Origin of the sequence: Arthrobacter oryzae (assembly GCF_031454875.1) — a bacterium.
In the GTDB taxonomy this organism is placed as follows: domain Bacteria; phylum Actinomycetota; class Actinomycetes; order Actinomycetales; family Micrococcaceae; genus Arthrobacter; species Arthrobacter oryzae_D.
This window is the reverse complement of sequence record NZ_JAVDRQ010000002.1, coordinates 105,586-125,505: the sequence shown is the minus strand read 5'-3', so window position 1 is coordinate 125,505 and position 19,920 is coordinate 105,586. Positions and strand designations below refer to the sequence as shown.

Annotated in this window: 21 protein-coding genes; 9 read left to right on the top strand and 12 right to left on the bottom strand. The window is 65.0% G+C overall.

The window, feature by feature from the left end; genetic code table 11:
• Positions 1-25: 25 nt before the first annotated feature.
• The 3 genes from J2805_RS03820 (at position 26) to J2805_RS03810 (ending at position 3,289) form a co-directional block, all read left to right on the top strand.
• A complete protein-coding gene (locus J2805_RS03820) occupies positions 26-1,774 on the top strand; it encodes a DUF4012 domain-containing protein (RefSeq protein ID WP_309969464.1) in 1,749 nt (582 codons plus the stop codon).
• Between the two features lie 172 nt (positions 1,775-1,946).
• On the top strand, positions 1,947-2,543 hold the full coding sequence (locus tag J2805_RS03815) for an LPXTG cell wall anchor domain-containing protein (RefSeq protein ID WP_309969461.1): 597 nt from the start codon (positions 1,947-1,949) through the stop codon (positions 2,541-2,543).
• A gap of 278 nt (positions 2,544-2,821) precedes the next feature.
• On the top strand, positions 2,822-3,289 hold the full coding sequence (locus tag J2805_RS03810) for a VanZ family protein (protein WP_309969459.1): 468 nt from the start codon (positions 2,822-2,824) through the stop codon (positions 3,287-3,289).
• A gap of 7 nt (positions 3,290-3,296) precedes the next feature.
• On the opposite strand, the gene galU is transcribed toward J2805_RS03810, so the two are convergent.
• Entirely contained in the window at positions 3,297-4,190 is an 894-nt protein-coding gene (galU, locus tag J2805_RS03805; protein WP_309969456.1) for a UTP--glucose-1-phosphate uridylyltransferase GalU, read from the bottom strand.
• Positions 4,191-4,331: 141 nt separating this feature from the next.
• On the opposite strand from galU, the gene J2805_RS03800 reads away from it, so the two are divergent.
• Entirely contained in the window at positions 4,332-5,357 is a 1,026-nt protein-coding gene (locus J2805_RS03800; protein ID WP_309969453.1) for a hypothetical protein, read from the top strand.
• A gap of 43 nt (positions 5,358-5,400) precedes the next feature.
• Here J2805_RS03800 and J2805_RS03795 read toward each other — a convergent pair whose 3' ends face one another.
• The 8 genes from J2805_RS03795 to J2805_RS03760 all read right to left on the bottom strand — a co-directional run bounded on the left by J2805_RS03795 (position 5,401) and on the right by J2805_RS03760 (position 12,235).
• Positions 5,401-6,183, bottom strand: coding sequence for an enoyl-CoA hydratase/isomerase family protein (locus J2805_RS03795; RefSeq protein WP_309969450.1), 783 nt, complete (start codon positions 6,181-6,183; stop codon positions 5,401-5,403).
• Positions 6,184-6,207: 24 nt separating this feature from the next.
• The gene (paaE, locus tag J2805_RS03790) at positions 6,208-7,434 is read right to left on the bottom strand and encodes a 1,2-phenylacetyl-CoA epoxidase subunit PaaE (protein WP_309969448.1); all 1,227 of its coding nucleotides are present in this window, start codon (positions 7,432-7,434) and stop codon (positions 6,208-6,210) included.
• Positions 7,435-7,444: 10 nt separating this feature from the next.
• On the bottom strand, positions 7,445-7,996 hold the full coding sequence (paaD, locus tag J2805_RS03785) for a 1,2-phenylacetyl-CoA epoxidase subunit PaaD (RefSeq protein ID WP_396134228.1): 552 nt from the start codon (positions 7,994-7,996) through the stop codon (positions 7,445-7,447).
• Between the two features lie 8 nt (positions 7,997-8,004).
• A complete protein-coding gene (paaC, locus tag J2805_RS03780; protein WP_309969443.1) occupies positions 8,005-8,925 on the bottom strand; it encodes a 1,2-phenylacetyl-CoA epoxidase subunit PaaC in 921 nt (306 codons plus the stop codon).
• On the bottom strand, positions 8,922-9,377 hold the full coding sequence (gene paaB / locus J2805_RS03775; RefSeq protein ID WP_309969440.1) for a 1,2-phenylacetyl-CoA epoxidase subunit PaaB: 456 nt from the start codon (positions 9,375-9,377) through the stop codon (positions 8,922-8,924). The genes paaC and paaB overlap by 4 nt, the downstream gene beginning before the upstream one ends.
• On the bottom strand, positions 9,374-10,393 hold the full coding sequence (gene paaA / locus J2805_RS03770) for a 1,2-phenylacetyl-CoA epoxidase subunit PaaA (protein WP_309969437.1): 1,020 nt from the start codon (positions 10,391-10,393) through the stop codon (positions 9,374-9,376). Before paaA ends, paaB begins: the two co-directional genes overlap by 4 nt.
• A 217-nt stretch (positions 10,394-10,610) precedes the next feature.
• Complete coding sequence (locus J2805_RS03765; protein WP_309969434.1) at positions 10,611-11,216, bottom strand: DUF1326 domain-containing protein; 606 nt, start codon at positions 11,214-11,216, stop codon at positions 10,611-10,613.
• Positions 11,217-11,338: 122 nt separating this feature from the next.
• Entirely contained in the window at positions 11,339-12,235 is an 897-nt protein-coding gene (locus tag J2805_RS03760; RefSeq protein ID WP_309969431.1) for a helix-turn-helix transcriptional regulator, read from the bottom strand.
• Positions 12,236-12,381: 146 nt separating this feature from the next.
• On the opposite strand from J2805_RS03760, the gene J2805_RS03755 reads away from it, so the two are divergent.
• Positions 12,382-13,593: a multidrug effflux MFS transporter gene (locus J2805_RS03755; protein ID WP_309970545.1), complete on the top strand. Its 1,212-nt coding sequence runs from the start codon at positions 12,382-12,384 to the stop codon at positions 13,591-13,593.
• Positions 13,594-13,638: 45 nt separating this feature from the next.
• Here the strand turns inward: J2805_RS03755 and J2805_RS03750 are convergent, their stop codons facing one another.
• Both J2805_RS03750 and J2805_RS03745 read right to left on the bottom strand, forming a co-directional pair.
• On the bottom strand, positions 13,639-14,901 hold the full coding sequence (locus J2805_RS03750) for a hypothetical protein (protein ID WP_309969428.1): 1,263 nt from the start codon (positions 14,899-14,901) through the stop codon (positions 13,639-13,641).
• 161 nt (positions 14,902-15,062) lie between these two features.
• Entirely contained in the window at positions 15,063-15,707 is a 645-nt protein-coding gene (locus tag J2805_RS03745) for a hypothetical protein (protein WP_309969423.1), read from the bottom strand.
• 247 nt (positions 15,708-15,954) lie between these two features.
• Between J2805_RS03745 and J2805_RS03740 the strand changes: the two genes are divergently transcribed.
• The 3 genes from J2805_RS03740 to J2805_RS03730 all read left to right on the top strand — a co-directional run bounded on the left by J2805_RS03740 (position 15,955) and on the right by J2805_RS03730 (position 18,210).
• A complete protein-coding gene (locus tag J2805_RS03740) occupies positions 15,955-16,569 on the top strand; it encodes an arsenate reductase/protein-tyrosine-phosphatase family protein (RefSeq protein ID WP_309969420.1) in 615 nt (204 codons plus the stop codon).
• A 52-nt stretch (positions 16,570-16,621) separates the two neighbouring features.
• Positions 16,622-17,767: an LCP family protein gene (locus J2805_RS03735; protein WP_309969417.1), complete on the top strand. Its 1,146-nt coding sequence runs from the start codon at positions 16,622-16,624 to the stop codon at positions 17,765-17,767.
• Positions 17,768-17,844: 77 nt separating this feature from the next.
• Positions 17,845-18,210, top strand: coding sequence for a response regulator transcription factor (locus tag J2805_RS03730; protein ID WP_309969413.1), 366 nt, complete (start codon positions 17,845-17,847; stop codon positions 18,208-18,210).
• A 123-nt stretch (positions 18,211-18,333) separates the two neighbouring features.
• Here J2805_RS03730 and J2805_RS03725 read toward each other — a convergent pair whose 3' ends face one another.
• Positions 18,334-18,678: a hypothetical protein gene (locus J2805_RS03725; RefSeq protein WP_309969410.1), complete on the bottom strand. Its 345-nt coding sequence runs from the start codon at positions 18,676-18,678 to the stop codon at positions 18,334-18,336.
• 198 nt (positions 18,679-18,876) lie between these two features.
• Between J2805_RS03725 and J2805_RS03720 the strand changes: the two genes are divergently transcribed.
• Positions 18,877-19,911 (top strand): arsenic resistance protein, encoded by a 1,035-nt coding sequence (locus tag J2805_RS03720; RefSeq protein WP_309970542.1) that lies wholly within the window; start codon positions 18,877-18,879, stop codon positions 19,909-19,911.
• Positions 19,912-19,920 lie beyond the last annotated feature (9 nt).

The following is a 19,920-nucleotide window of genomic DNA, read 5'->3' as shown; positions in this document are numbered from 1 at the left end:
GGCCTTAGCCTGTGTCGTCATCCTCATGTTGGCGATAGTCCTCTGGTTGGGGGCAAAGGCCAATGCCATTAGCGGTCACCTGCAATCAGCCACTCAATTGGTTCCTCAGCTCAAAGAGGACGTCCTAAAGGACGATGTGGATGCCGCGAACAGGACCGTTGGCGTCCTGAAGGAACATACTGCTAGTGCCCGCAATGCGGCCACCGACCCGCTCTGGACTATGGCTGGAATGGTTCCATGGCTGGGTGGCAATTTCCGGGCGGTAAGTGAGGTGGCGACATCTGCTGACGATGTGGCGCAGCTAGGGGCCGATCCATTAGTTCAGGTCGTCAATACGCTCGATTGGAAGACGCTCCTTCCCAGCAACGAAGGCGTCGATTTGAAACCACTAGCGGCAGCGGCGCCCAAGCTCAGCTCAGCAGCGCACGCGGTAAGGCAGTCCTCTGACAGGTTGAACAGTATCGATACGGGTGCATTACTCCCCCAAGTTGCTTCGCCCTTAATCCACGCACGGGAAGAGCTGCAGTCTATGCGATCGGGCCTCGACACCGCTGCGAATGTTGCGGGAATCGCCCCGGTGATGCTGGGTGACGAGGGGCCCCGCCGTTATCTCTTACTGATCCAGAACAACGCAGAAGTGCGTGCTACAGGCGGAATTCCGGGCGCCTTGGCCGTCCTTACCGTCGACAACGGAAAACTTTCGTTCGGTTCGCAGACAAGCGCAACGGCCCTTGGCGCATCCGTTCCACCCGTGGCAGTGGATCCTGAACAGATGGGTATCTACTCGACCCGGCTTGGCAAATTCATGCAGGACGCGAACCTTACCCCGGACTTTCCCACGGCAGCCTCCACTGCCCAGACGATGTGGGAAGCGAAAACAGGCGAGAACGTCGATGGCGTCCTCTCGATCGACCCCGTCTCACTGGGCTACATCTTGGATGCTATCGGGCCCGTGGACCTTGCCGATCCCCAGCTTCGTGCCATTGCCGGCTCATCGCTGCCCACGAAACTAGATGGTGGGAACGTAACACGCACACTCTTGTCCGATGTCTACGCCGAAATTGCCGAACCCGAACTCCAAGATGTGTACTTTGCTGGAGTCGCCCAAGAAATCTTCAATTCGCTGTCCGCCGGCAAGGGAGATCCTAAGGAACTGATAGAAGGCGTGAGTCGTGGGGCTGCCGAAGGCCGCTTCCTCGTTTGGTCCGCTACAAAAGTTGAACAGGATGTCATCTCGAGGTATCCGGTCAGCGGTTCTATAGCGGGCCCGAGCGTAGCTCCGGCACAATTCGGCGTGTACTTCAATGATGGTACGGGCGCCAAAATGGACTACTACGTCAAACGGACCGTGCAGTTGGTCAAGGAATGCACCGGCGACGAATTCGGCCAGATAAAGGTGCGCATCACCAGCACCAACACCGCGCCAGCGGACGCAGCTTCGTCCTTGCCTGAGTACGTCACAGCTGGAGGAGCATATGGCGTACCGGCAGGATCGGTGCAAACAAACGTAATCGCCTATGGCCCTATCCAGGCACATGTGGAAACCGCAGTGGTCGACGGTCAGAAAACAGATTTTGCCGCACATAGACACGCCAACCGTCCAGTCGGGTCGGTGACTATCGTATTGGCCCCTGGCCAAACCAGCACGGTAGAGCTGACTTTTGCAAAGATTGTCCAGCACACCGAACCTAACCTGGTTGTCACGCCAACAGTCCAGCCAGTCAAAGATGTGGTTCTTGGACTGGAACAGACAGAATGCGTTCCGGGGAAGTAGACATCGCGTTAACAGTATGTAAAGCGACTTGATTCACTTTGGTAACACCCGTCACGGGATGCTAACGTTCTACTTGGGCACAGCAAATGAGATTTCAACCTACGGTCACTCGGGGGATCGGAAATCTCCACTAATCACGTGACACATCGTAATTACGGTCTCAGGGGGACTCATGAAGAAATCACTCGCGGCAATCGCACTTGCCGGATCCATTGCACTTATCGGCGCCGTTCCGGCCGTCGCAGCCACCTACCCGGCACCGCCGGCCAACGCAGCTGTTTCTGATGGCACTGTTGGCCCCGGCGAGCAGTTCATCTTCCGCGGCAACGGATTCCTTGCCGGCGAAGGCCTGACCATCACCGTCACTCCGGGCAACCCGCCCGCAGCAAACGGCTCCAGCGTTTCCAACGGTAGCCGGACGGTTCCTACCAAGATCACCCTGCCGCTGGCACCGCAGACCTTCTCCACCACGGCTGATGCCAACGGCTCCTTCGCCTTCCCGCTGAGCATCAGCGAAGGTGGCACCTACACTCTCACCGCAACCGGCCTGACCTCAGGCAAGACTGCAACCGCAGTCGTCACCGTTGAAGGCACTGGCCTGGCAAACACCGGCGGTGCCCCGCTGGCCAACACCGGCACCGGCCTCGCCAACACCGGTGCGGACGCCAGCCTGGTTCTGTGGTCCCTCGTGGGCGCAGGCGCACTGGCTGCCGGCGCAACCTCGGTAGTTGTAGTTCGCCGCCGCGCCAAGGCTGAGGCCGCAGCGTAAGGCTAAGCCAACAAGCACCAAAGAGGGTGGGTGGTTCTCCGGGAAACCGGAGAACCACCCACCCTCCGCTTTTAACAAGAAACTGCAGGCCAGATCTCTGACCCTTGTGGTATTCATAAGAGTTATGGGGAGACATTGGCGCCGTCCACGCTTGCAGTTCGACTGTTCTGTGCCCCTACCTCCGGTCCAGGTACTCCCGTATATCCTCTTGACGCTCTTGGCGGTCGCTGCATTTGGGGTGGCCGCACTGGCGCTCATGCAGACATCTTGAGGCCGGCTTGAAGCGCTTGGAGCAACGCCGTTTCTGGCAGGCAATCCTCGCAACAATGCTGGTGTCGCTCGCGTTCGTGGCGTTCTGGCCGAGCCCGGTCGACCAGCCCGTACAAGGCCAACTTGCCGGCTTCCTCATCGTCATCCACATGCTGGGAGTTCCCGGCTGGGTCAACTATTCATTCATCGAGGCCGCAGCCAACGTGGCACTTTTTGTTCCGCTCGGCGTAGTTTCATCACAGGCATTCCCTGGCAAACGTCTTTGGCAGCTCGGCGCTTTTGGACTCGTGGTTTCCGGCTGCGCGGAGCTAGGTCAGCAGCTGTTTCTTCACGACCGTTTTGCAAGCCCGCTAGACCTTGTCACAAATACAGCTGGCTGTGTCATAGGTGCCTTGGTGGCGAGGGCCAGCGTGCGCGAGCTTAAACACCGACAGGCTCAACGCCATGCGTCGAGCCTGTCGAAAAGCAACGGATGAACTGGATTTATTCGTTCACGAATTCCTTCATCCACGCTTTCAGGTCTTCGCCGAAGTCCACACGCTCCGAAGCAATGGAAATCACGGCCTTGATGTAGCTGAGCTTGTCTCCGGTGTCGTAGCGGCGCCCACGGAACACAACGCCATACACACCGCTGCCTTCGCCCTCTGACGTCGCGAGGGTCTGCAACGCGTCCGTCAGCTGGATCTCTCCGCCGCGGCCCGGTTCGGTCACCTCCAGAACGTCGAACACAGCCGGGTGCAGCACGTACCGGCCGATGACGGCCAGGTTTGACGGAGCCTCGTCCACAGAGGGCTTCTCCACCAGGCGGTTTACCTGGAAGTAGTTCTCGCCGTCCACAGGCGTGATGTCCGCGCAGCCGTAGGCACTGATCTGCGCCGGGTCCACCTCGATCAGGGCAATGACAGAGCCGCCGGTCTTGGCCTGGACGTCGATCATGGTGCTCAGCAGCTCATCACGAGCGTCGATGAGGTCGTCACCCAGCAGGACAGCAAACGGCTCGTCCCCTACATGCTGGCGGGCGCACAGCACAGCGTGGCCCAGGCCCTTGGGGTCCCCCTGCCGCAGGTAGTGCAGCGGCGCGAGGCTGGACGCGTGCTGGACGGCCTCCAGACGGTCAAGGTCGCCCTTGAGCTCCAAGGTGCGCTCCAGGGCCGGTGCGCGGTCAAAGTGGTCCTCCAAGGCCCGTTTCTGGCGCCCGGTGATCATGAGGAGGTCCGTCAGCCCTGCCTTGACGGCTTCCTCCACCACGTATTGGATTGCGGGCTGGTCAACAACCGGCAACATTTCCTTCGGCATTGCCTTGGTCGCGGGCAGGAAGCGAGTTCCCAATCCGGCAGCAGGAATGACGGCTTTTCTCACTGATTTCCCCAGAGTCATAGCTGAACCATACAAATCCTTGGCGGAAACTGGCAATGCAGGTCCGAGATTACGCGGCGAATGGGGACGCCTGCCCATCGCGGGCGAACTGCTTACGGGACATACTGCTGATTGCAGCTTTCACGAAACTTGGGGGACATCTTGAACAACGACCAGCAGCCCGGAACTCCGCAACAACCGGAGCACCACGGATGGCAGCAGCCTGACGCCCCGGCGCCCGGGCCAGAAGGCCAGCAGCCGCAATTCCCGCCCTACCCGCCGCAGCCCGGTCAGCCGTCTCCGCCGCAGCAGGGCCAGCAGTACCAACAGGGTCAGCCGGAGGTCGGCCAGCCACCCGCTCCCCCGCGAGCAGACCAGTACAACTTCAGCCAGCCGCCCTACAACGACCCCGGCCACGGACAGTACGCGCACCCCGGACCGGGCCAGTTCGGCCCGACCCCACCCAAACGTGGCATCCCGGTCTGGGGCTGGGTTGCCGGCGGCGTTGGTGTTGTGGCGGTCCTGGCAGTGGCGGGCGTGATGGTTCTGGGCGGCATCGTCTCAGCCAATGAACGGAAAGTAACGCCGACACCCACGAATACCGCCGGAAGCTCAGAGTCAGCTGGCGCTACCGAGGAAGCAACTACCGACGAGTCCTCGGCCGCAGCCACTGACGACGCGGTGTACCTCTTCGAAGAAGCCGATTTCACCTCGGCGCCGGTCTGGTCCACCAGGATGCCGGCCGGCTGGACCATGTCCGAGGCGAAGAATGGCACTTTCACGTACAGCAACAATGACTATCCGTGTCTCTTCACCACGCATCAGGCAATCCTGCCGCCACGCGATGCCATCACCGATGAAGAGGCGACGAAAGTCTCCATGCAGACTGAGATTGAGGGCATCAAAAAAGCGGCCAGCTCCGCGGTCACGGTGGTGACAGACGCTGACTCGCTCTACACCAAGCTTCGGGACGCGGACGGCCGGACCATTGAACTTCAGGAAGCCGAACTGCGGTTCAAGAACAAGAACAACGTGGATCTGGTGTACCGCATGGCGGTACGGTCCATGCCCGCCGGCGACGGACTCATGGAACTCATCCTTACCTGCCCTGCCAACCTCCCGACCGAGTCTGAACTCTGGACGGAGCTGACGGACAGCGCCACGATGGTTGACGATCCCGCGGCGTAATTCCGGCGGCCTGATTTCCAGGGGCCCGCTACCGGCCCTTGAACTATGCCCCCTTGAAGACTGGCGCCCGCTTCTCCTGGAACGCCTTGAAGCCCTCCGCGTAGTCCTCGGACTTGCACAGCCGGGCCTGCTCCGCGTTCTCCTCCTCCATGGCCTCCCAGAGGCCAAGGCGCTGGTCGCGGATGTGGGCCACCAGGTCCTTGCTGGCGTTGAAGGCACCCGTGGCGCCCGTGGCAACCTTCGCCACGATGCCGCGGGTGTTTTCCAACAGCTCGCCCTTGGGCATCGCCCGGCTGAACATGCCCCGCGCCACGGCCTCGGTGCCGGTCATCAGTTCGGCCGTGTAGATCAGGTCCAGCGTGCGGTGCATGCCCAGCCGCTCGGTGAAGTACCAGTGCCCGCCGGAGTCCAGGGTGGCGCCCAGCTTGGCGAAGGGCGAGCCGAACTTGGCGTCCTCCGCCACGTACACCACGTCCGTTGCCAGCAGCAGGCCCAGCCCCACGCCCAGGCAGGCGCCCTGCGCCGCCGCGAACGTCGGGGCGGGGAAGGCTGTCATCTTCTTCAGCAGCGGCTGCAGCAGCCCACCCAGGTACCCCTGGACGTCGTCCGTCTCCGGCGTCACGCCGGCGATATCCCGGCCCGCGCAGAAGGCGCGGCCCTCTCCCCTGAGCAGCAGCGCCCGCACCTCACCGCGCGAGGCGGCGTCAGCGGCGTCGTCGTACGCCTGGGTTAAATCCCTCAGCGCCTGCTCATCCAGGGAATTCAGCTTGTACGGGGCGTCAAGGACAACCTCGGCGATGCCGTGGGCGATGGAGAGGGAGATCATGGGGCTCCTTGCGGTTGGAAAGACTTAGACGTCGAAGTCGACGGTGACTTCGGGGGTGGTGGGGTGGGACTGGCAGGTGAGCACGTAGCCCTTATCCAGTTCATCCTGCTCCAGGGCGTAGTTTTCGTCCATGGTCACTTTGCCCGTGACCACCTTGGCGCGGCAGGTGCCGCACACTCCCCCGGCGCAGGCGAACGGCACGTCCGGGCGCACGCGCAGGGCGGCGTTGAGGATGGATTCGCGGGCGTGCGTGGGGCTGGCCACCTTGCCCTCGAGGCCGTCCAGCTTGAACGTGATCTTGTACGTCTCCTTTGACTCGTCGTCAATCACCGGCCGGCCGATGTTCCCCTCCGGGCGGTCCGGTTTGCCCGAGGTGAACAGCTCGAACCGGATGTGTTCCGGCTTCACGCCGCGGGCCGCCAGGGTGTCGCGGCACAGCTGCACCAGCTCGAACGGCCCGCACAGGAACCACTCGTCCACGTCGTCCGCGTGGATGGCGGTGCCCAGCAGCGCCTGGAGCTTCTCGGCGTCGATCCGTCCGCTGAGCAGCGGCGCGATGCGCTGCTCGCGGGACAGCACGTGGTGCAGGGCAAGGCGCGACGGGTACTTGTCCTTCAGGTCCGCCAGCTCCTCCAGGAACATCACGTCCATGGCGGCCTTGTTGGCGTAGATGAGGTCGAACCGGGTGTCCGGGTTGGCGGCCAGCAGCGTGCGGGCGATGGCGATCACCGGGGTGATGCCGGAACCGGCGGCGATGGCCACGAAGCTGCCCGGCTCCCCCACCAGGTCCTCCGGGTGGTTCATGGAGTTCATCAGGTTCTGCTCAATGGCCTTGCCGTCCCGGCCGTGCTTGGAGACAAACGCGCCCATGGGGCTCATCACGTCCAGCTCGTCGCCGGCCTTCAGTTCGGCGTTGGCCCAGGTGGAGAACAGCCCGCCCAGGTCCTTCTTGATGGCCACGCGGATCTCGCTGCTGCCGTCCTCGAAGCTGCGCGGCTCGGCGCAGATGGAGTAGCTGCGGCGCACCTCGTGCGGCTGGCCGTTCTCATCCGGCATGGTGGTGCGCAGGGCCACATACTGGCCCGGCAGGTAGTCGAACTGGCCGGCCAGATCCGCCGGCACGGCGAACTTCACCTCGATGGCATCGTCCGTGAGCCGGCGGACTTCGTCCACGGTCAGGGTGTGGAAAGTCGCACGACGGCGGCCGGTGGCTGCAGCCGACTCAGCGGCGGTCTGGCGGACAACAGGCATAGGGGCTTCCTTACAGGACTTTGAAGTAGTCGAACGGTTCCTTGCAGTCCTGGCAGACGTACAGCGCCTTGCAGGAAGTGGAACCGAAGCGGGTGAGTTCCTTGGTGTTCAGCGATGAACACTGCGGGCATTTGACGGCCATTTGCAGGCGGATGGGACCGGCATGCCGGGCGGCATCCGAACGGCCCGTGGGCGGCGCAATGCCGTACTCCTCCAGCTTGGCCTTGCCGGACTCGGTCATCCAGTCCGTGGTCCACGCCGGCGAGAGCACCAGCTCCACGTGGACCTTGGGGTAGCCCGCCTTGCCGAACGCCGCATTGAGGTCATCGCGGATTGCGTCCATCGCCGGGCAGCCCGAATACGTGGGCGTGATGGTGACCTGCACGGCGGGCACCATGCCGCCGTCGTCGAACAGCCGGACGTCCCTCAGGATGCCAAGGTCAGCAATGGTGAGCACCGGGATCTCCGGATCACACACCGTGGCGGCGAGGTCCCAGGCCTTCTGCTCCGGCGTTCTGCTGTCCGCGCGGCTTTCCGCGGCGGTGGGGTGGCTGACGTACATGGGCATGGCTACCAGCTCGCTCCGGGGAACTGGCGGGCCAGCACCTGCATCTCGGCCAGGAGGTAGCCCAGGTGCTCGGAGTGCTTGCCCTGGCGTCCGCCGCCGCGGGCGGCCGGCACCTGCGGAACGTCCAGTTCCGCCTCGGCCAGGACCTCGCCGGTGAGGCGGTCAAAGTCCTCGCGCAGGCTGGAAGGCTCGACGGCGGCACCCGCCGCCGCGAGGCGGGCGGTGAGTTCGTCGTCGCGGAACAGCTCGTCCACGTAGGGCCAGATGACCTCGAAGCCGTGGATCATCCTGGCGCGGGACTCGTCCGTGCCGAGGGCAAGGCGGAGCACCCACTGGGTGCTGTGGTCCCGGTGGTAGTCCACTTCCTTGACGGCCTTGGCGGCGATGCCGGCCAGGGTGGCGTCCGTGGACTCGGTGAGCCGGCAGTACAGCTCGAACTGGTAGTAGCTCACCACGAACTGCCGGGCGATGGTGACGGCGAAGTCCCCGTTGGGCTGCTCGAAGAGTTCCAGCGAGCGGAATTCCTCCTCGCCGCGGAAGTAGGCAAGATCGTCCTCGCTCTTGCCGTTCAGTCCGCCGGCATAGCTGAGGAAGGAGCGGGCGTGGCCCAGCTGGTCCAGTGCGATGTTGCCCAGGGCCACGTCCTCCTCCAGCTCGGGGGCGCGGGAGATCCAGTGGCCCAGCCGCTGGGCCAGGACCAGGGCGTCGTCGCCCAGGCGCAGGGCGAACTCGGCGGCGTCCTCGCTGGGCTTGGCGGTGCCGCGGCTGACCGCGAGCGCGATGTCCTCCGGGCGGAGGGCGTTGCCCGGCGTGATGCGGGTGGCGCTGGCCGTTGCGTCGCCGCTGGCGCCGGCAGTGCTGACGCCTACGGAGATGTCCCCGTGGCCGCCCGTTTCTTCTGTGGTGGTCTCCGGGGTGCTCACAGGTGCTTCACACCCTCACTCTTGGTGTAGTACGTGGCATGGCGGTAGTCCTTGCCCTGCGGCGACTCGAAGAAGGAGCCTTTGGCGTCCGGGTCGCTGGAGGCGATGGCGTCCGCGGGGACAACCCAGATGGACACGCCCTCGTTGCGGCGGGTGTACAGGTCACGGGCGTTGCGCAGCGCCATCGCCGCGTCCGGCGCGTGCAGGGACCCGGCGTGGACGTGGGAGAGGCCGCGGCTGGAGCGGACAAAGACTTCCCAGATGGGCCAGACGTTGCCGGCGGGGCGGATATCAATCGCCGGCTCCGGTGAGGCGGCGACTGCCTTGTCTGCTGCCGGGACACCCGTGGGTGCATTCGCCTGGTCTGCTGACTGGTCCTCGGCCTTGTCAATGGAGCGGGAGCCGCTGTCTGCGGTGCTGGCCGGGAACTCCGGGTTGCCGTGAGGGCTCATGCTGCAAATTCCTTCTCTGCTTGCTTCTTGGCCTGTTTTTCCGCGTACGCGGCGGCGGCTTCGCGCACCCAGGTGCCGTTCTCGTGTGCTTCGCGGCGCCGTTCCAGGCGCTGGGCGTTGCAGGGGCCGCGGCCTTTCAGGACCTCGTGGAACTCGTCCCAGTCCAGGGGTCCGTGTTCCCACTTCTTGGTTTCCTCGTTGAAACGGATGTCCTTGTCCGGGAGCGTGAGCTCCAGGACCTTGACCTGCTCCATCATCATGCCGACGAAGCGGCTGCGCAGTTCGTCGTTGCTGAAGCGCTTGATGTTCCAGGCCATGGACTGCTTGGAGTTGGGTGAATCGTCATCCGGCGGGCCGAACATCATCAGGGCCGGGGCGTACCAGCGGTTCACGGCCTCCTGGGCCATCTGCTTCTGCTCCGGGGTGCCGTGGGAGAGTTCCAGCAGGATCTCGAAGCCCTGGCGCTGGTGGAAGGACTCTTCCTTGCAGACGCGGACCATGGCGCGGCCATAGGGGCCGAACGAGGCACGGCACAGCGGGACCTGGTTGGCGATGGCTGCTCCGTCCACCATCCAGCCGATCGCGCCCATGTCCGCCCAGGTGCGTGCGGGGTAGTTGAAGATGGAGGAGTACTTGGCCTTGCCGTCCATCAGGTCCTGCATCATCTGATCGCGCGGCTGGCCCAGGGTCTCAGCGGCCGAGTACAGGTACAGGCCGTGGCCGGCCTCGTCCTGGACCTTGGCCATGAGGATGGCCTTGCGCTTCAGGCTGGGGGCGCGGGAAATCCAGTTGGCTTCCGGCTGCATGCCGATGATCTCCGAGTGCGCGTGCTGCGAGATCTGGCGGATGAGGGTCTTGCGGTAGGCAGCCGGCATCCAGTCGCGGGGCTCGATGCGCGAGTCCTCCGCCATGACGCGGTCAAAGTACGCCTGACCTTCTGCCTCGTGCCGGGCTGCCTCTGCAAGCTGTTCAGATGACAGCTCAGCGGGCACTGACTGCAGGGTCTGCGATGCCATGGTTGCTCCTATGCATATCCGATAAATAATTACCGACCGTTCGTTCAGGATATGCGGAAGCCGTGAGATGCGTCAAGCACGGAGAGCGGGTGGCATGGGGAATTAGGGCCTGCCTTCGGGGTGCCGACAGGCCAGTACCACCGGCCTGCCCGCGCACCCGATCAACTACAGCCCGGTGGCATGGTGGCTAACGGTGAGGCAGCTCCGGGTCCGGCACCTAGGCCGACCAGGCGAACGGGGCCGAGAAGGAGCTCTTCCCTGTGTTGTCCCAGGTCATCCCGAACACGTCGACGCGGCCGGTGCTCGCGGTGCCGGCTGCCAAGGTGTCGGCAGGAAATCCGATCCCGCTGACTTTCACCCCACGTTCCGTAGGGTCCATGGGAGACACAAAGTCCTCGACCGCCATGTCCACGGCACTGCCGATCCTGACCTGGTGCCGGCGCCCATCGTTGGCGTAGGCCATCTCCAGAGACTCCATGCCAGCCATTTCACCGATCAAGCCGGCCAGACCCTCCATCGGTCCGCCAAGCTGGCCGCCGAAGACTGCACTGAGCGCCTCGGCCTGCTCAGCTGAGGCGGCCGCATCCATCAGGACTCCGACCTTCCATCCCCCGTCACTCATCAGCGCGGGTCCGTCGGCGACGACACAGACGGTGAGGCCTCCGACGTCAACACCGTTAACGTCGCCGGAGTCAACGTGGAAGGCCAGGGCCACCTGGCAACGTTCGTTATCCGCCGGCGCGGTCAACCCGGAAGTCGCACACGGGCAGACCATATCGCAGTTGCAATTCTCAAAATACGTACCCTCTACACGCCACACCATTTTGGGGCTCCCTTCGAAGTGGCACCCCCCAAAACAAAGTCTCCTCCGGCCCAACACCACGGTCAAACGGCCTCAGATGACTCATCAACGAGGCCGATCAACGACGCCGAACCGGAGGCATCTCAGGGGCGGTGGGCGTCCTGCGGCTGGGTGACGGCCACCTCTCGGATTCGTTCGGTGGCAGCCCAGCTGGCGAGCAGCCGGAGCCGTTCATCGGAGGGGGATCCGGGCACGGCCGGGTAGACGGTGAGGCTGAATCCAGGGTCCTCCGCGAGCTCCATGGCCTCGTAGGCGAGTTCGAGTTCCCCCACCACCGGATGATGGAAGACCTTTGTCCCGGCGTAATGGCGCCGGACGTTGTGGGCCGCCCAGCGGGTCCGGAACTCCTCGCTGCGCACCGACAGTTCTCCGACAAGGTCCGCCAGGCGCTTATCGAAGGGGTTGCGTCCGCTTTGGGTGCGCAGGATGGCCACGTTCGTGTTGGCCGCCAGGTCCCAGTTGGGGTAAAAATCCCGGGCCCTGGGGTCGAGAAAGATGAAGCGGGAATGGTTACCGGGACGAGCCGGGCCCCGGTACATCTCCGAGTACAGGGCATAGCCCAGCTGATTGGCCGCCACGATGTCCATGTGGTGGTTGCCGATGAATGCCGGCGCACCTGTAATGCAGTCGAGCATGAACTGCAGGGCGGGCCGGACGGTCCCGCTTTGCAGGGGACGGCGCTGGCTCCTGCCGGACGGGCTGGCCGCGCGGGCAAGATTGTAGAGGTGGTCCCGTTCGGCCTCGTCCAGCTTCAGTGCCCTGGCGATGGCATCGAGGACGCTCTCGGAGGTGCCGGCAAGGTTTCCGCGCTCAAGCTTGGTGTAGTAGTCAACGCTGACCCCGGCGAGCATGGCCACCTCTTCACGGCGCAAGCCGGGAACCCGCCGTCGTCCGCCGTAGAGCGTGAGCCCGGCCATTTCGGGGGTGATTTTGGCCCGCCGTGAGGCCAGGAATTCGCGCACTGCCAGTCTGTTGTCCACTCATCCACGCTACCGCTCGCGCGCCGCCGCAGGGAGGTACTGCCAGACCCCCGGATAAGCAGGGCCCTCGCTAGGGATGACGGGGTCCTGTTGCATGGAACCTGAACCGCTTACCCAACCTTCAGAACGGAGCCAGCGTGACAGCGATCGACGCACCGACGTCCACACCTGCACAGACCGTCGGCCGCCCGCTGGCCATCGTCCTCGGCCTGCTGACCATTTTCGGGCCGATCTCCATGGACCTCTACCTGCCCGTTCTGCCGGCACTCACCGCAGACCTGCAAAGCACGACGTCGGTGGCCCAGTTGACCATTACGGCCTGTCTGCTGGGACTTGCGTTAGGCCAGATCATTGCCGGCCCGCTCTCGGACCGTTTCGGCCGGCGGACGCCGCTGCTCATCGGAGTCATCGCCTACACCGCCACCTCGGCACTGTGCGCGATCAGCCCCACCGTCGAAACGCTCATCGCCGCAAGGTTCGTCCAGGGCCTCGCCGGCGCCGTGGGCATCGTGATCGCGCAGGCTGCCGGACGGGACGTCTACTCCGGCGGCAAGCTGCTCCGCTACTACGGCCGGCTGACCGTGCTCGGCGGACTCGCCGCCATCATCGGCCCCGTCATCGGCGGCCAACTGGCAACCGTGACGGACTGGCGCGGAGTGTTCCTGTTCCTCGCAGCGGTGGGTGTAGCCATCCTCATTGCATGCCTGCTGGTCTTCCGGGAGACGCTGCCGCCGGACAGCCGAACCGCCGGAGGCCTCTCCCACACCCTGAGCGACTTCCGCCGCCTGCTCGCGGACCGGGTGTTCGTGGGCGCAGTTCTGATCACCGGCTTCACCTACTCCGCGATCTTCGCCTACCTGAGCGGAGCAACATACATCCTGCAGGGAATGTACGGACTCTCGCCGCAGGGTTACTCGTTGGCGTTCGGCCTGAACTCCCTGGGCTTCGTGGTCTTCGGGTTCATCGGCGGCCGCCTGTCCGAACGGTGGTCCGAACGGGGAACCCTGGCGGCGGGACTGGTGATGACTGTGTCCGGCTCCCTGGGCCTGCTGGCGACGGCGCTCCTGCACCTGCCCCTGATCGCCATCATCCTGTCCCTGTTCACGATGGTCAGCGGCGTGGCCGTGACCAGTCCCCCTGCCACGTCACTGGCGCTCAAGGACTATCCCGACATCGCAGGTACAGCGTCGTCGCTGCTGGGACTGGCCCGGTTCGCCTTCGGCGGCCTCGCCGCACCGCTGGTGGGGATTGGCGGGGCCGACGATCCGGTTCCGTTCGGCATTGTCGCAGCCGTTGCCGCAGGAGCGGCTGCACTCAGCCTGGCGCTGGTCAGGGTCCCCCGCTCTTCCAGTAGCTGACGAGGTCCCTGGCCAGCCTCGGGCGGCGGTCAGGAACCTTGGCGGCTAGTCGCTGCCCCGTTCCAAAACTGACTTGGCGATGAGCTGCTCCGCGGCCGCGGCGACGGCGGCCTGGTAGCCTTCCTGCCGGCCGTGCCGGGCACCGACTTCCTCGGCCAAGTGGTCCGGCGGGACCGCGGCTGCCGTGGCCTCCCAGACGGCCGGACCGATCCCGCTCAGCCGCACGATTTCCGAGTCCAGCATCACCAGCAGATCGTCGCCGACCGCCACGGCGTCCATTGGTTCCACCCGCCGGAACCACCCGTCCGGGATGGGCCCGGACTCGGCCTCCAGCCCAACGGCTGCCCACTCAGGCTTCGAGCGGCGCCGCTTCCGAAACAGCGGCTCCAGTGCCTTCGGCAGGTCCGCAGCCTCCGAATACGTCACCTGCCAGACTCCCCCCACGCGGTCGATCAGCCGGCACAGCGACTGCAGCGGCTGGTCGATTTCACCCTGTGAGGATGAATCCGGGATCAAGGCAAACAGTGCGTCAGCCAGCGGCAGCTGGCGCAGGACGGGGGCATGGTCCTGCCCATCCGCGCCCGGCTCCGCCCCCTGGTCCGCGCCAACCCGGTCCAACAACACAATGGACTGGATGACCGGCTTGGCCGGGGCCGGCTGGAGCCCCAGCTCATCCGGACCCACCTGCTGCTTGGCTGCCCCGGACTCCTGCTTTACGGACAACGGTTTGGGGTAGGGCACCACGGAGCCGTCCGGGCCGATGGCCACAGTCTCGTCCGAGACGTAGCCGTACGTCCGTGCCAGCACCAAGGCTGCGGTTGTCCTGCCCGTTCCGGACTTGTCCACGAGCGCCACCACGGCCCCGGTTTCCGGCGAGGCCACCGCGCAGGCGTGCAGCATCATGAGCTCACCGGCGTTCTCCAGGATGGCGGCGGCGGTGAGCCGGGACGTGAGGACCTCAGCCAGCTCCGCAAAGGACGCTGCCTGCAGGGGGAAGGTCCCGCCGTCGTACATCGACAGATACGAGACGGAAGCAGAAAACGGCAGGGATTCCGTGGGTTCCTTCGGCAGGGGCGGCAGCGTAGGAGCCCCGCTGCTGGCACACCTGGCCCAGGCCGAACGCATGCTTTGCCGCTGCTCCTCCGTGACCGACCGGCCCCAGCGGACGGAGAACTGCGTGCCCAGGACATCGATGCACAGCAGGTCCCCGCCGCTGAGCAGATCCTCAAAGAGGCGCGAATCCCACGCACTTGAGAAATTCCACTCAGGCTGCGGTTCCCCGCCGCGTTCCTTGTCCCCACCGTTCATGACGCTCCCTCAAGCCAAGCCGGTTGCTGTTCTGCGCTTCGCCTACTCTTCCCAACGGCCCCAAAGGTTCACACAAGCGATTCGAAAGATTCGCTCAAGGTTTGCTGTGGCAACGCGAAAGCGAAGTTGCGGAGCAAAACGCCCCGCACCAAAGCGTTGGTCTAGAGACTGATGAGGGAACTGGAAGCCAGAACGGTCGGCGCCTGCTTCCCGTGCTCCTGGAAAGTGACCACCGCGGTCACCGAGAAGTCGCGGTGGTCTTTGTTCCCGCCGCAGTATCCGTAGCCGTCGATGGCGAAGTCCACCTGTGTGAGGCCCGCGGTTGCGGCGTACACGAAATCCGCCGTGAACGTGCCGCTCCTGAGGTCGTGCCTGGTGGCAACGCTGGCGCCCATACCGATGGATGAAAACGTCAACAGCAGGTCGCCGGTGACCGGCGCAGGCCGGCGTCCCTGCAAAGGCGACGTGACCGGCACTACCGGGCTCAGGGTCAGTTGGACGCTCACAGTACCGGCGAGGTAGCCGAGTCCCCGCAGGCTGAGTGTGACGGGCACCTTCACGGCGGGCCGCAGGTGGCCGGCCTCATTGGGATGCGCGAGCGAAGGAATCGCCCGAATGCCTGAAACCAGCGCGGCCGAAGCCTGCGTTGCCGAATCTGTCGTTACCGGGAGCGGGGTTGCCGGGGCCGGTGCGGCGGGCGCTGTCATAACGGCCGGCATGGCCGGGACGGACCATGCGCCGTCCCACGTCGTCCTGCTGCGGGTGGCTCCGGCAGGTTCCGTGGTGCGATATGCGAGTTCTGACATCTTCGTCCCCCGTAGCATTCGGTTGGGGATCCTTGACGGACCACCCAGCTGCTGTGACCGGGATCTTCACCGGCTGACTCCACTGTGCACACTGCGCCTCTGGTTTCGCTCAGCCGACCCGCAAGACTCAGTCAATTTCTGCGGAGGCCCCTGGGCGATTCACCCCCGGGCCGGAGGTGCCCTGCGTGTTAAGTTGAATATCCGGGATCGCACCGATCTGCCAGCAACTCCGGAAAGAGCACTCACTGTGGAATCGCCAACGCCCGTACGGATCCTGACAGTCTGCACGGGAAACATCTGCCGCTCCCCCGTGGCCGAACGCCTGCTGCAGGCCGGCCTGGACCAGGTCCTGCCCGGCGCCTTCGAAGTCCGCAGCGCCGGCACCCGCGCCATGGTGGGTGATCCCATCCAGCCGCTCTCCGCGGACATCGTCCGGATGTACGGAGGTACGGACAAGGCGTTTGCCGCGCGGCAGCTGACCGCCAAGATCCTTCGCGACACGGACATCGTGCTGACCATGACGTCCAAGCACCGCGGCGAGGTGCTGCAGCTGGATGCCTCCCTGCTCAAGCGCACGTTCACCATCCGTGAGTTCGCGCGGATGCTGGAAGCGCTCGAGGAACGCGACGCCGCCGCCGAAAAAGCCCCCAGTGAAAAGGCGCCCGACGCCGGCACGCTCTGGCGCGGGCTGTCCGCCCGCCTCGCCTCCGTCCGGCACCTCGCCCTGGCCGCGGACAGTGCCGACAACGAAGTGATCGACCCCTACAAACGGGACCCCGAGGTCTACCGCCAGATGGAGGACGAACTGGCCCCGGCCATCCTGACCATCCTCCGCTACGCCCGGCTCAACACGCCCACATAATCAGGACCTTCGGCGTCGTTCTTTTCCGTGTCCGCGGTGGTACCGTCCGGTTATGGACAACCAGTCTGATCCGGAAAGGGCAGCTGAGAACAGGCCGCCGCAGGGAATTTCCGCATGGCTTCCCGCTTGGCTGCGCCGGCAGCCCACCTGGCTCAAAGCGGTCCTGGCCATGGTCCTGGTGATCGCCCTGGGCAGCACCGCGTACGCCTTCTCGCAGGTGGGACGCGGCGGAACGCCCGCCCCCACCGCCAGCGGTGCTGCGACGGCGGAAGGCGCCACAGCGCCGCCGTCAACGGAGGCTCCGTCCCCCACCCCGACTCCAACGCCGCCACCCCCACCGCCACCGGCACCTGAACCGCCGCCCGTTGCCCTGAACATCCTGCTGATCGGCAGCGACAGCCGCGGGGACTTCCGAGCCGAAGATGCCCAAGCGTCCGCGGGAACGCCAGCCGACCAGCGCGGCGATGTGCTGATGCTGATTCACATTCCCGCCGACCGGCAGAAGGTCTACGGCATTTCCCTCATGCGCGACCTGTGGGTCAACATCCCCGGCTACGGCGAGGCTAAGGTCAACGCCGGGCTGGAGCTGGGCGGCACCCCGCTGATGGTCCGGACCGTGGAAACCCTGTTCAACACCCACATCGACCACGCCGCCGTGATTGACTTCAAGGGATTCTGGGACGCCACCAACGCCCTGGGCGGCGTGGACGTGAACGTCACCGTTCCCTTCACCTCCACGCACGACACCCGCCACTACTTCCCTCCCGGCATCAACCACCTCGACGGCGGCCAGGCCCTTGAGTTCGTCCGCGAGCGCTACGCATTCGTTGACGGCGACTTCCAGCGGATCCGCAACCAGCAGACGTTCCTGAAAGCCTTCATCGGCAAGTTCATGAGTGAGGGCACGGTCAGCAACCCCGCCACCGCGATGCTGCTGGTCAACACCCTCCGGCCCTATGTGCTGGTGGACCCGGGCTTCACGCCGGAGACCCTGGTGCGGCTCGCCTTCAGCCTGCGCGAAGTGGGGCCGGAGGACGCCGTGTTCTTCCGGCTCCCCGACGGCGGTTTCGGCTTCAGCACCACCGGGCAGTCAATCGTCTTCCAGAACCCCGCTGCGGTGGCCTCGGTGTCCGCAGCCCTCGCCAACGGCACCTTGGCGGACTACGTGGCGGCCAACGGTTTCCAGGGCGGTAATTGAGCGTTCACAATAGCAACTCCCCGCGCGCCCTGGGCGTAAACTAAGGGCCAACTGCAGGGGCTGGGGAGCTGATGGGAATGCACGCGCATTGCGTGGTGATTGAGGAGGATCCGGACATCCGGAGCCTCCTTTCACTTGCCCTGTCCCGGGCCGGCTTCAAAGTGACAACCGAGTCCACCGGCGCCGCCGGCGTCAGTACCGTGGCCGGGGACAGTGACCTTGAGCTGGTCACCGTGGACGTTGCCCTGCACGACCTCCAGGGCAACGACGTATTGCATGCCCTCCGCGGAGTCTCCCAGGCGCCCATCCTGGTGATCTCCGCCCGCGCCGAGCCGGTGGACCGCCTCACCGCCCTGGAATCGGGCGCGAGCGCGTATTTGACCAAGCCATTCCGGCTGCGGGACCTGCAGGATCTGGTCCACACCTTGGCCCCGGCCAGTTAGCCGGGGCACACCACATCGGTACCACCTGCAGGCGATTAGGTGCCTACACAGCTGGTTCGTGGAGCAAGGTGATGGAATTTACTGAGTGCTGCCGGATTTACTGAGCGCTGCCGGAGCTGCCGCTTAGGCGGCCAGGCTCATGGCCCGGCTCCTCATTCCGACGGGCGTCTCGGAGCCCATTGACGCGGGCGCCAGGACGCTGATGTTGCATTCTGACTGGAGCGGGTCGATTGACGCCGGGAGGTGGTGCGATTTCGAACATGCCTGCAGCTGCTCCATTGCAGCCGGTTCGACACGTGCGTGGCTTACATCCACAACGAGGTGGAGTCCTTCTTTCAGGTGGTTGGCGCGCTTTACAACTACATACAGTGCCTGGAGGCTTTGAGCCGTCACATGACCCTGCGCTGCTACTTCTGCTTCACCACAATCGAGGTCGAGCCGGACTAGAACCTTGAGCTTGTCGTTCAAGTGCTTCCCCTATTCATGCATGGCCGCGACGCTGCGACCTCGTTTAGCCTATGGGCCTAATGTGACCTACGCAACACCCTGCGTCACATGCGAGTGGAGTGGCGTTATGAACGGCGCGGGTTGTTGAACCCCGCTGGGACGTGGGGTAAAGGGTCGCCTACGATGGAGCCGGTGAGGATCGGGACGTTAGTGGCACGGATGGAACGCCACCAGATCGGCCTGTATCTCGCCGCAATCGTGGCCGGCGGCGCCGCGGGTTTCCTGGCGCCGGGCTCGGGTGCCGTCTTGGAACGTGCCATCAATCCGGTGCTGGGGCTGCTGCTCTACGCCACGTTCCTGGGCATCCCGTTCGCATCGCTGGGACGGGCCGCACGTGACGTGCGGTTCCTGGCCGCCGTGCTGGTGCTCAACTTCGCCGTGGTGCCGCTGGTGGCGTTCGGACTGAGCCGCTTTGTTGCCGGGGATCAGGCATTGCTGGTGGGCGTGCTGCTGGTGCTCCTGACCCCCTGCATCGACTACGTTATTGTGTTCACCGGCCTGGCCGGCGGGGCCAGCGACCGGCTGCTCGCCGCGGCGCCTGTGCTGATGCTCGTCCAGATGGTCCTGCTGCCGGTGTATCTGCTGATCTTTGTTGGCCCAGGCCTGGTATCGGCGATTGACTCGTCACCGTTTGTGCAGGCATTGGTGTGGCTCATAATTGTCCCGCTGGCGCTGGCCGCGCTGACGCAGTGGCTCGCCCGGCGGGAAGGTGACCCTGCCGCCGTCGGGCCTCCCGCCGTCGGGCGCCTTTTCCGCACTGCCGCCGCGCGCCTTCTGCACGCTGGCGTCGCCGGGCGCCGGGTCATGGCCGCCATGCAGGCCCTGATGGTTCCGCTCATGATGGCGACGCTGGCCGTGGTGGTGGGCTCGCAGATCGTGGGCGTGCGCCAGGAACTGGGATCGCTGCTGGCCGTGGTGCCGCTCTACGCGGCTTTCCTGCTGGTGATGGTGCCATTGGGCCTCCTCGCCGCCAGGGCCGCCCGCCTGGACGTCCCGGCAACCCGGGCAGTGGTGTTCAGCGGTGCCACCCGCAATTCCCTGGTGGTGCTTCCGCTGGCGCTGGCCCTCCCCGAACCTCTGGCACTGGCCTCGCTGGTGGTGGTCACCCAGACTTTGGTGGAACTGGTTGGCATGGTTGCCTACGTGCGCTTCCTGCCCCTGCTGGCGCCAGCCGATTCGCGGCTCCGGCGCTGAGGGTGGCAT

What these genes read in the sequence shown, in the direction of transcription:
- J2805_RS03820 (WP_309969464.1), top strand. Translation starts at nt 26, where the DNA reads ATGTTGGCGATAGTCCTCTGGTTGGGGGCAAAGGCCAATGCCATTAGC.
- J2805_RS03815 (WP_309969461.1), top strand. Translation starts at nt 1,947, where the DNA reads ATGAAGAAATCACTCGCGGCAATCGCACTTGCCGGATCCATTGCACTT.
- galU (WP_309969456.1), bottom strand. Translation starts at nt 4,190, where the DNA reads ATGACTCTGGGGAAATCAGTGAGAAAAGCCGTCATTCCTGCTGCCGGA.
- J2805_RS03795 (WP_309969450.1), bottom strand. Translation starts at nt 6,183, where the DNA reads ATGATCTCCCTCTCCATCGCCCACGGCATCGCCGAGGTTGTCCTTGAC.
- paaE (WP_309969448.1), bottom strand. Translation starts at nt 7,434, where the DNA reads ATGCCTGTTGTCCGCCAGACCGCCGCTGAGTCGGCTGCAGCCACCGGC.
- paaD (WP_396134228.1), bottom strand. Translation starts at nt 7,996, where the DNA reads ATGTACGTCAGCCACCCCACCGCCGCGGAAAGCCGCGCGGACAGCAGA.
- paaB (WP_309969440.1), bottom strand. Translation starts at nt 9,377, where the DNA reads ATGAGCCCTCACGGCAACCCGGAGTTCCCGGCCAGCACCGCAGACAGC.
- paaA (WP_309969437.1), bottom strand. Translation starts at nt 10,393, where the DNA reads ATGGCATCGCAGACCCTGCAGTCAGTGCCCGCTGAGCTGTCATCTGAA.
- J2805_RS03765 (WP_309969434.1), bottom strand. Translation starts at nt 11,216, where the DNA reads ATGGTGTGGCGTGTAGAGGGTACGTATTTTGAGAATTGCAACTGCGAT.
- J2805_RS03750 (WP_309969428.1), bottom strand. Translation starts at nt 14,901, where the DNA reads ATGAACGGTGGGGACAAGGAACGCGGCGGGGAACCGCAGCCTGAGTGG.
- J2805_RS03745 (WP_309969423.1), bottom strand. Translation starts at nt 15,707, where the DNA reads ATGTCAGAACTCGCATATCGCACCACGGAACCTGCCGGAGCCACCCGC.
- J2805_RS03735 (WP_309969417.1), top strand. Translation starts at nt 16,622, where the DNA reads ATGGACAACCAGTCTGATCCGGAAAGGGCAGCTGAGAACAGGCCGCCG.
- J2805_RS03730 (WP_309969413.1), top strand. Translation starts at nt 17,845, where the DNA reads ATGCACGCGCATTGCGTGGTGATTGAGGAGGATCCGGACATCCGGAGC.
- J2805_RS03720 (WP_309970542.1), top strand. Translation starts at nt 18,877, where the DNA reads ATGGAACGCCACCAGATCGGCCTGTATCTCGCCGCAATCGTGGCCGGC.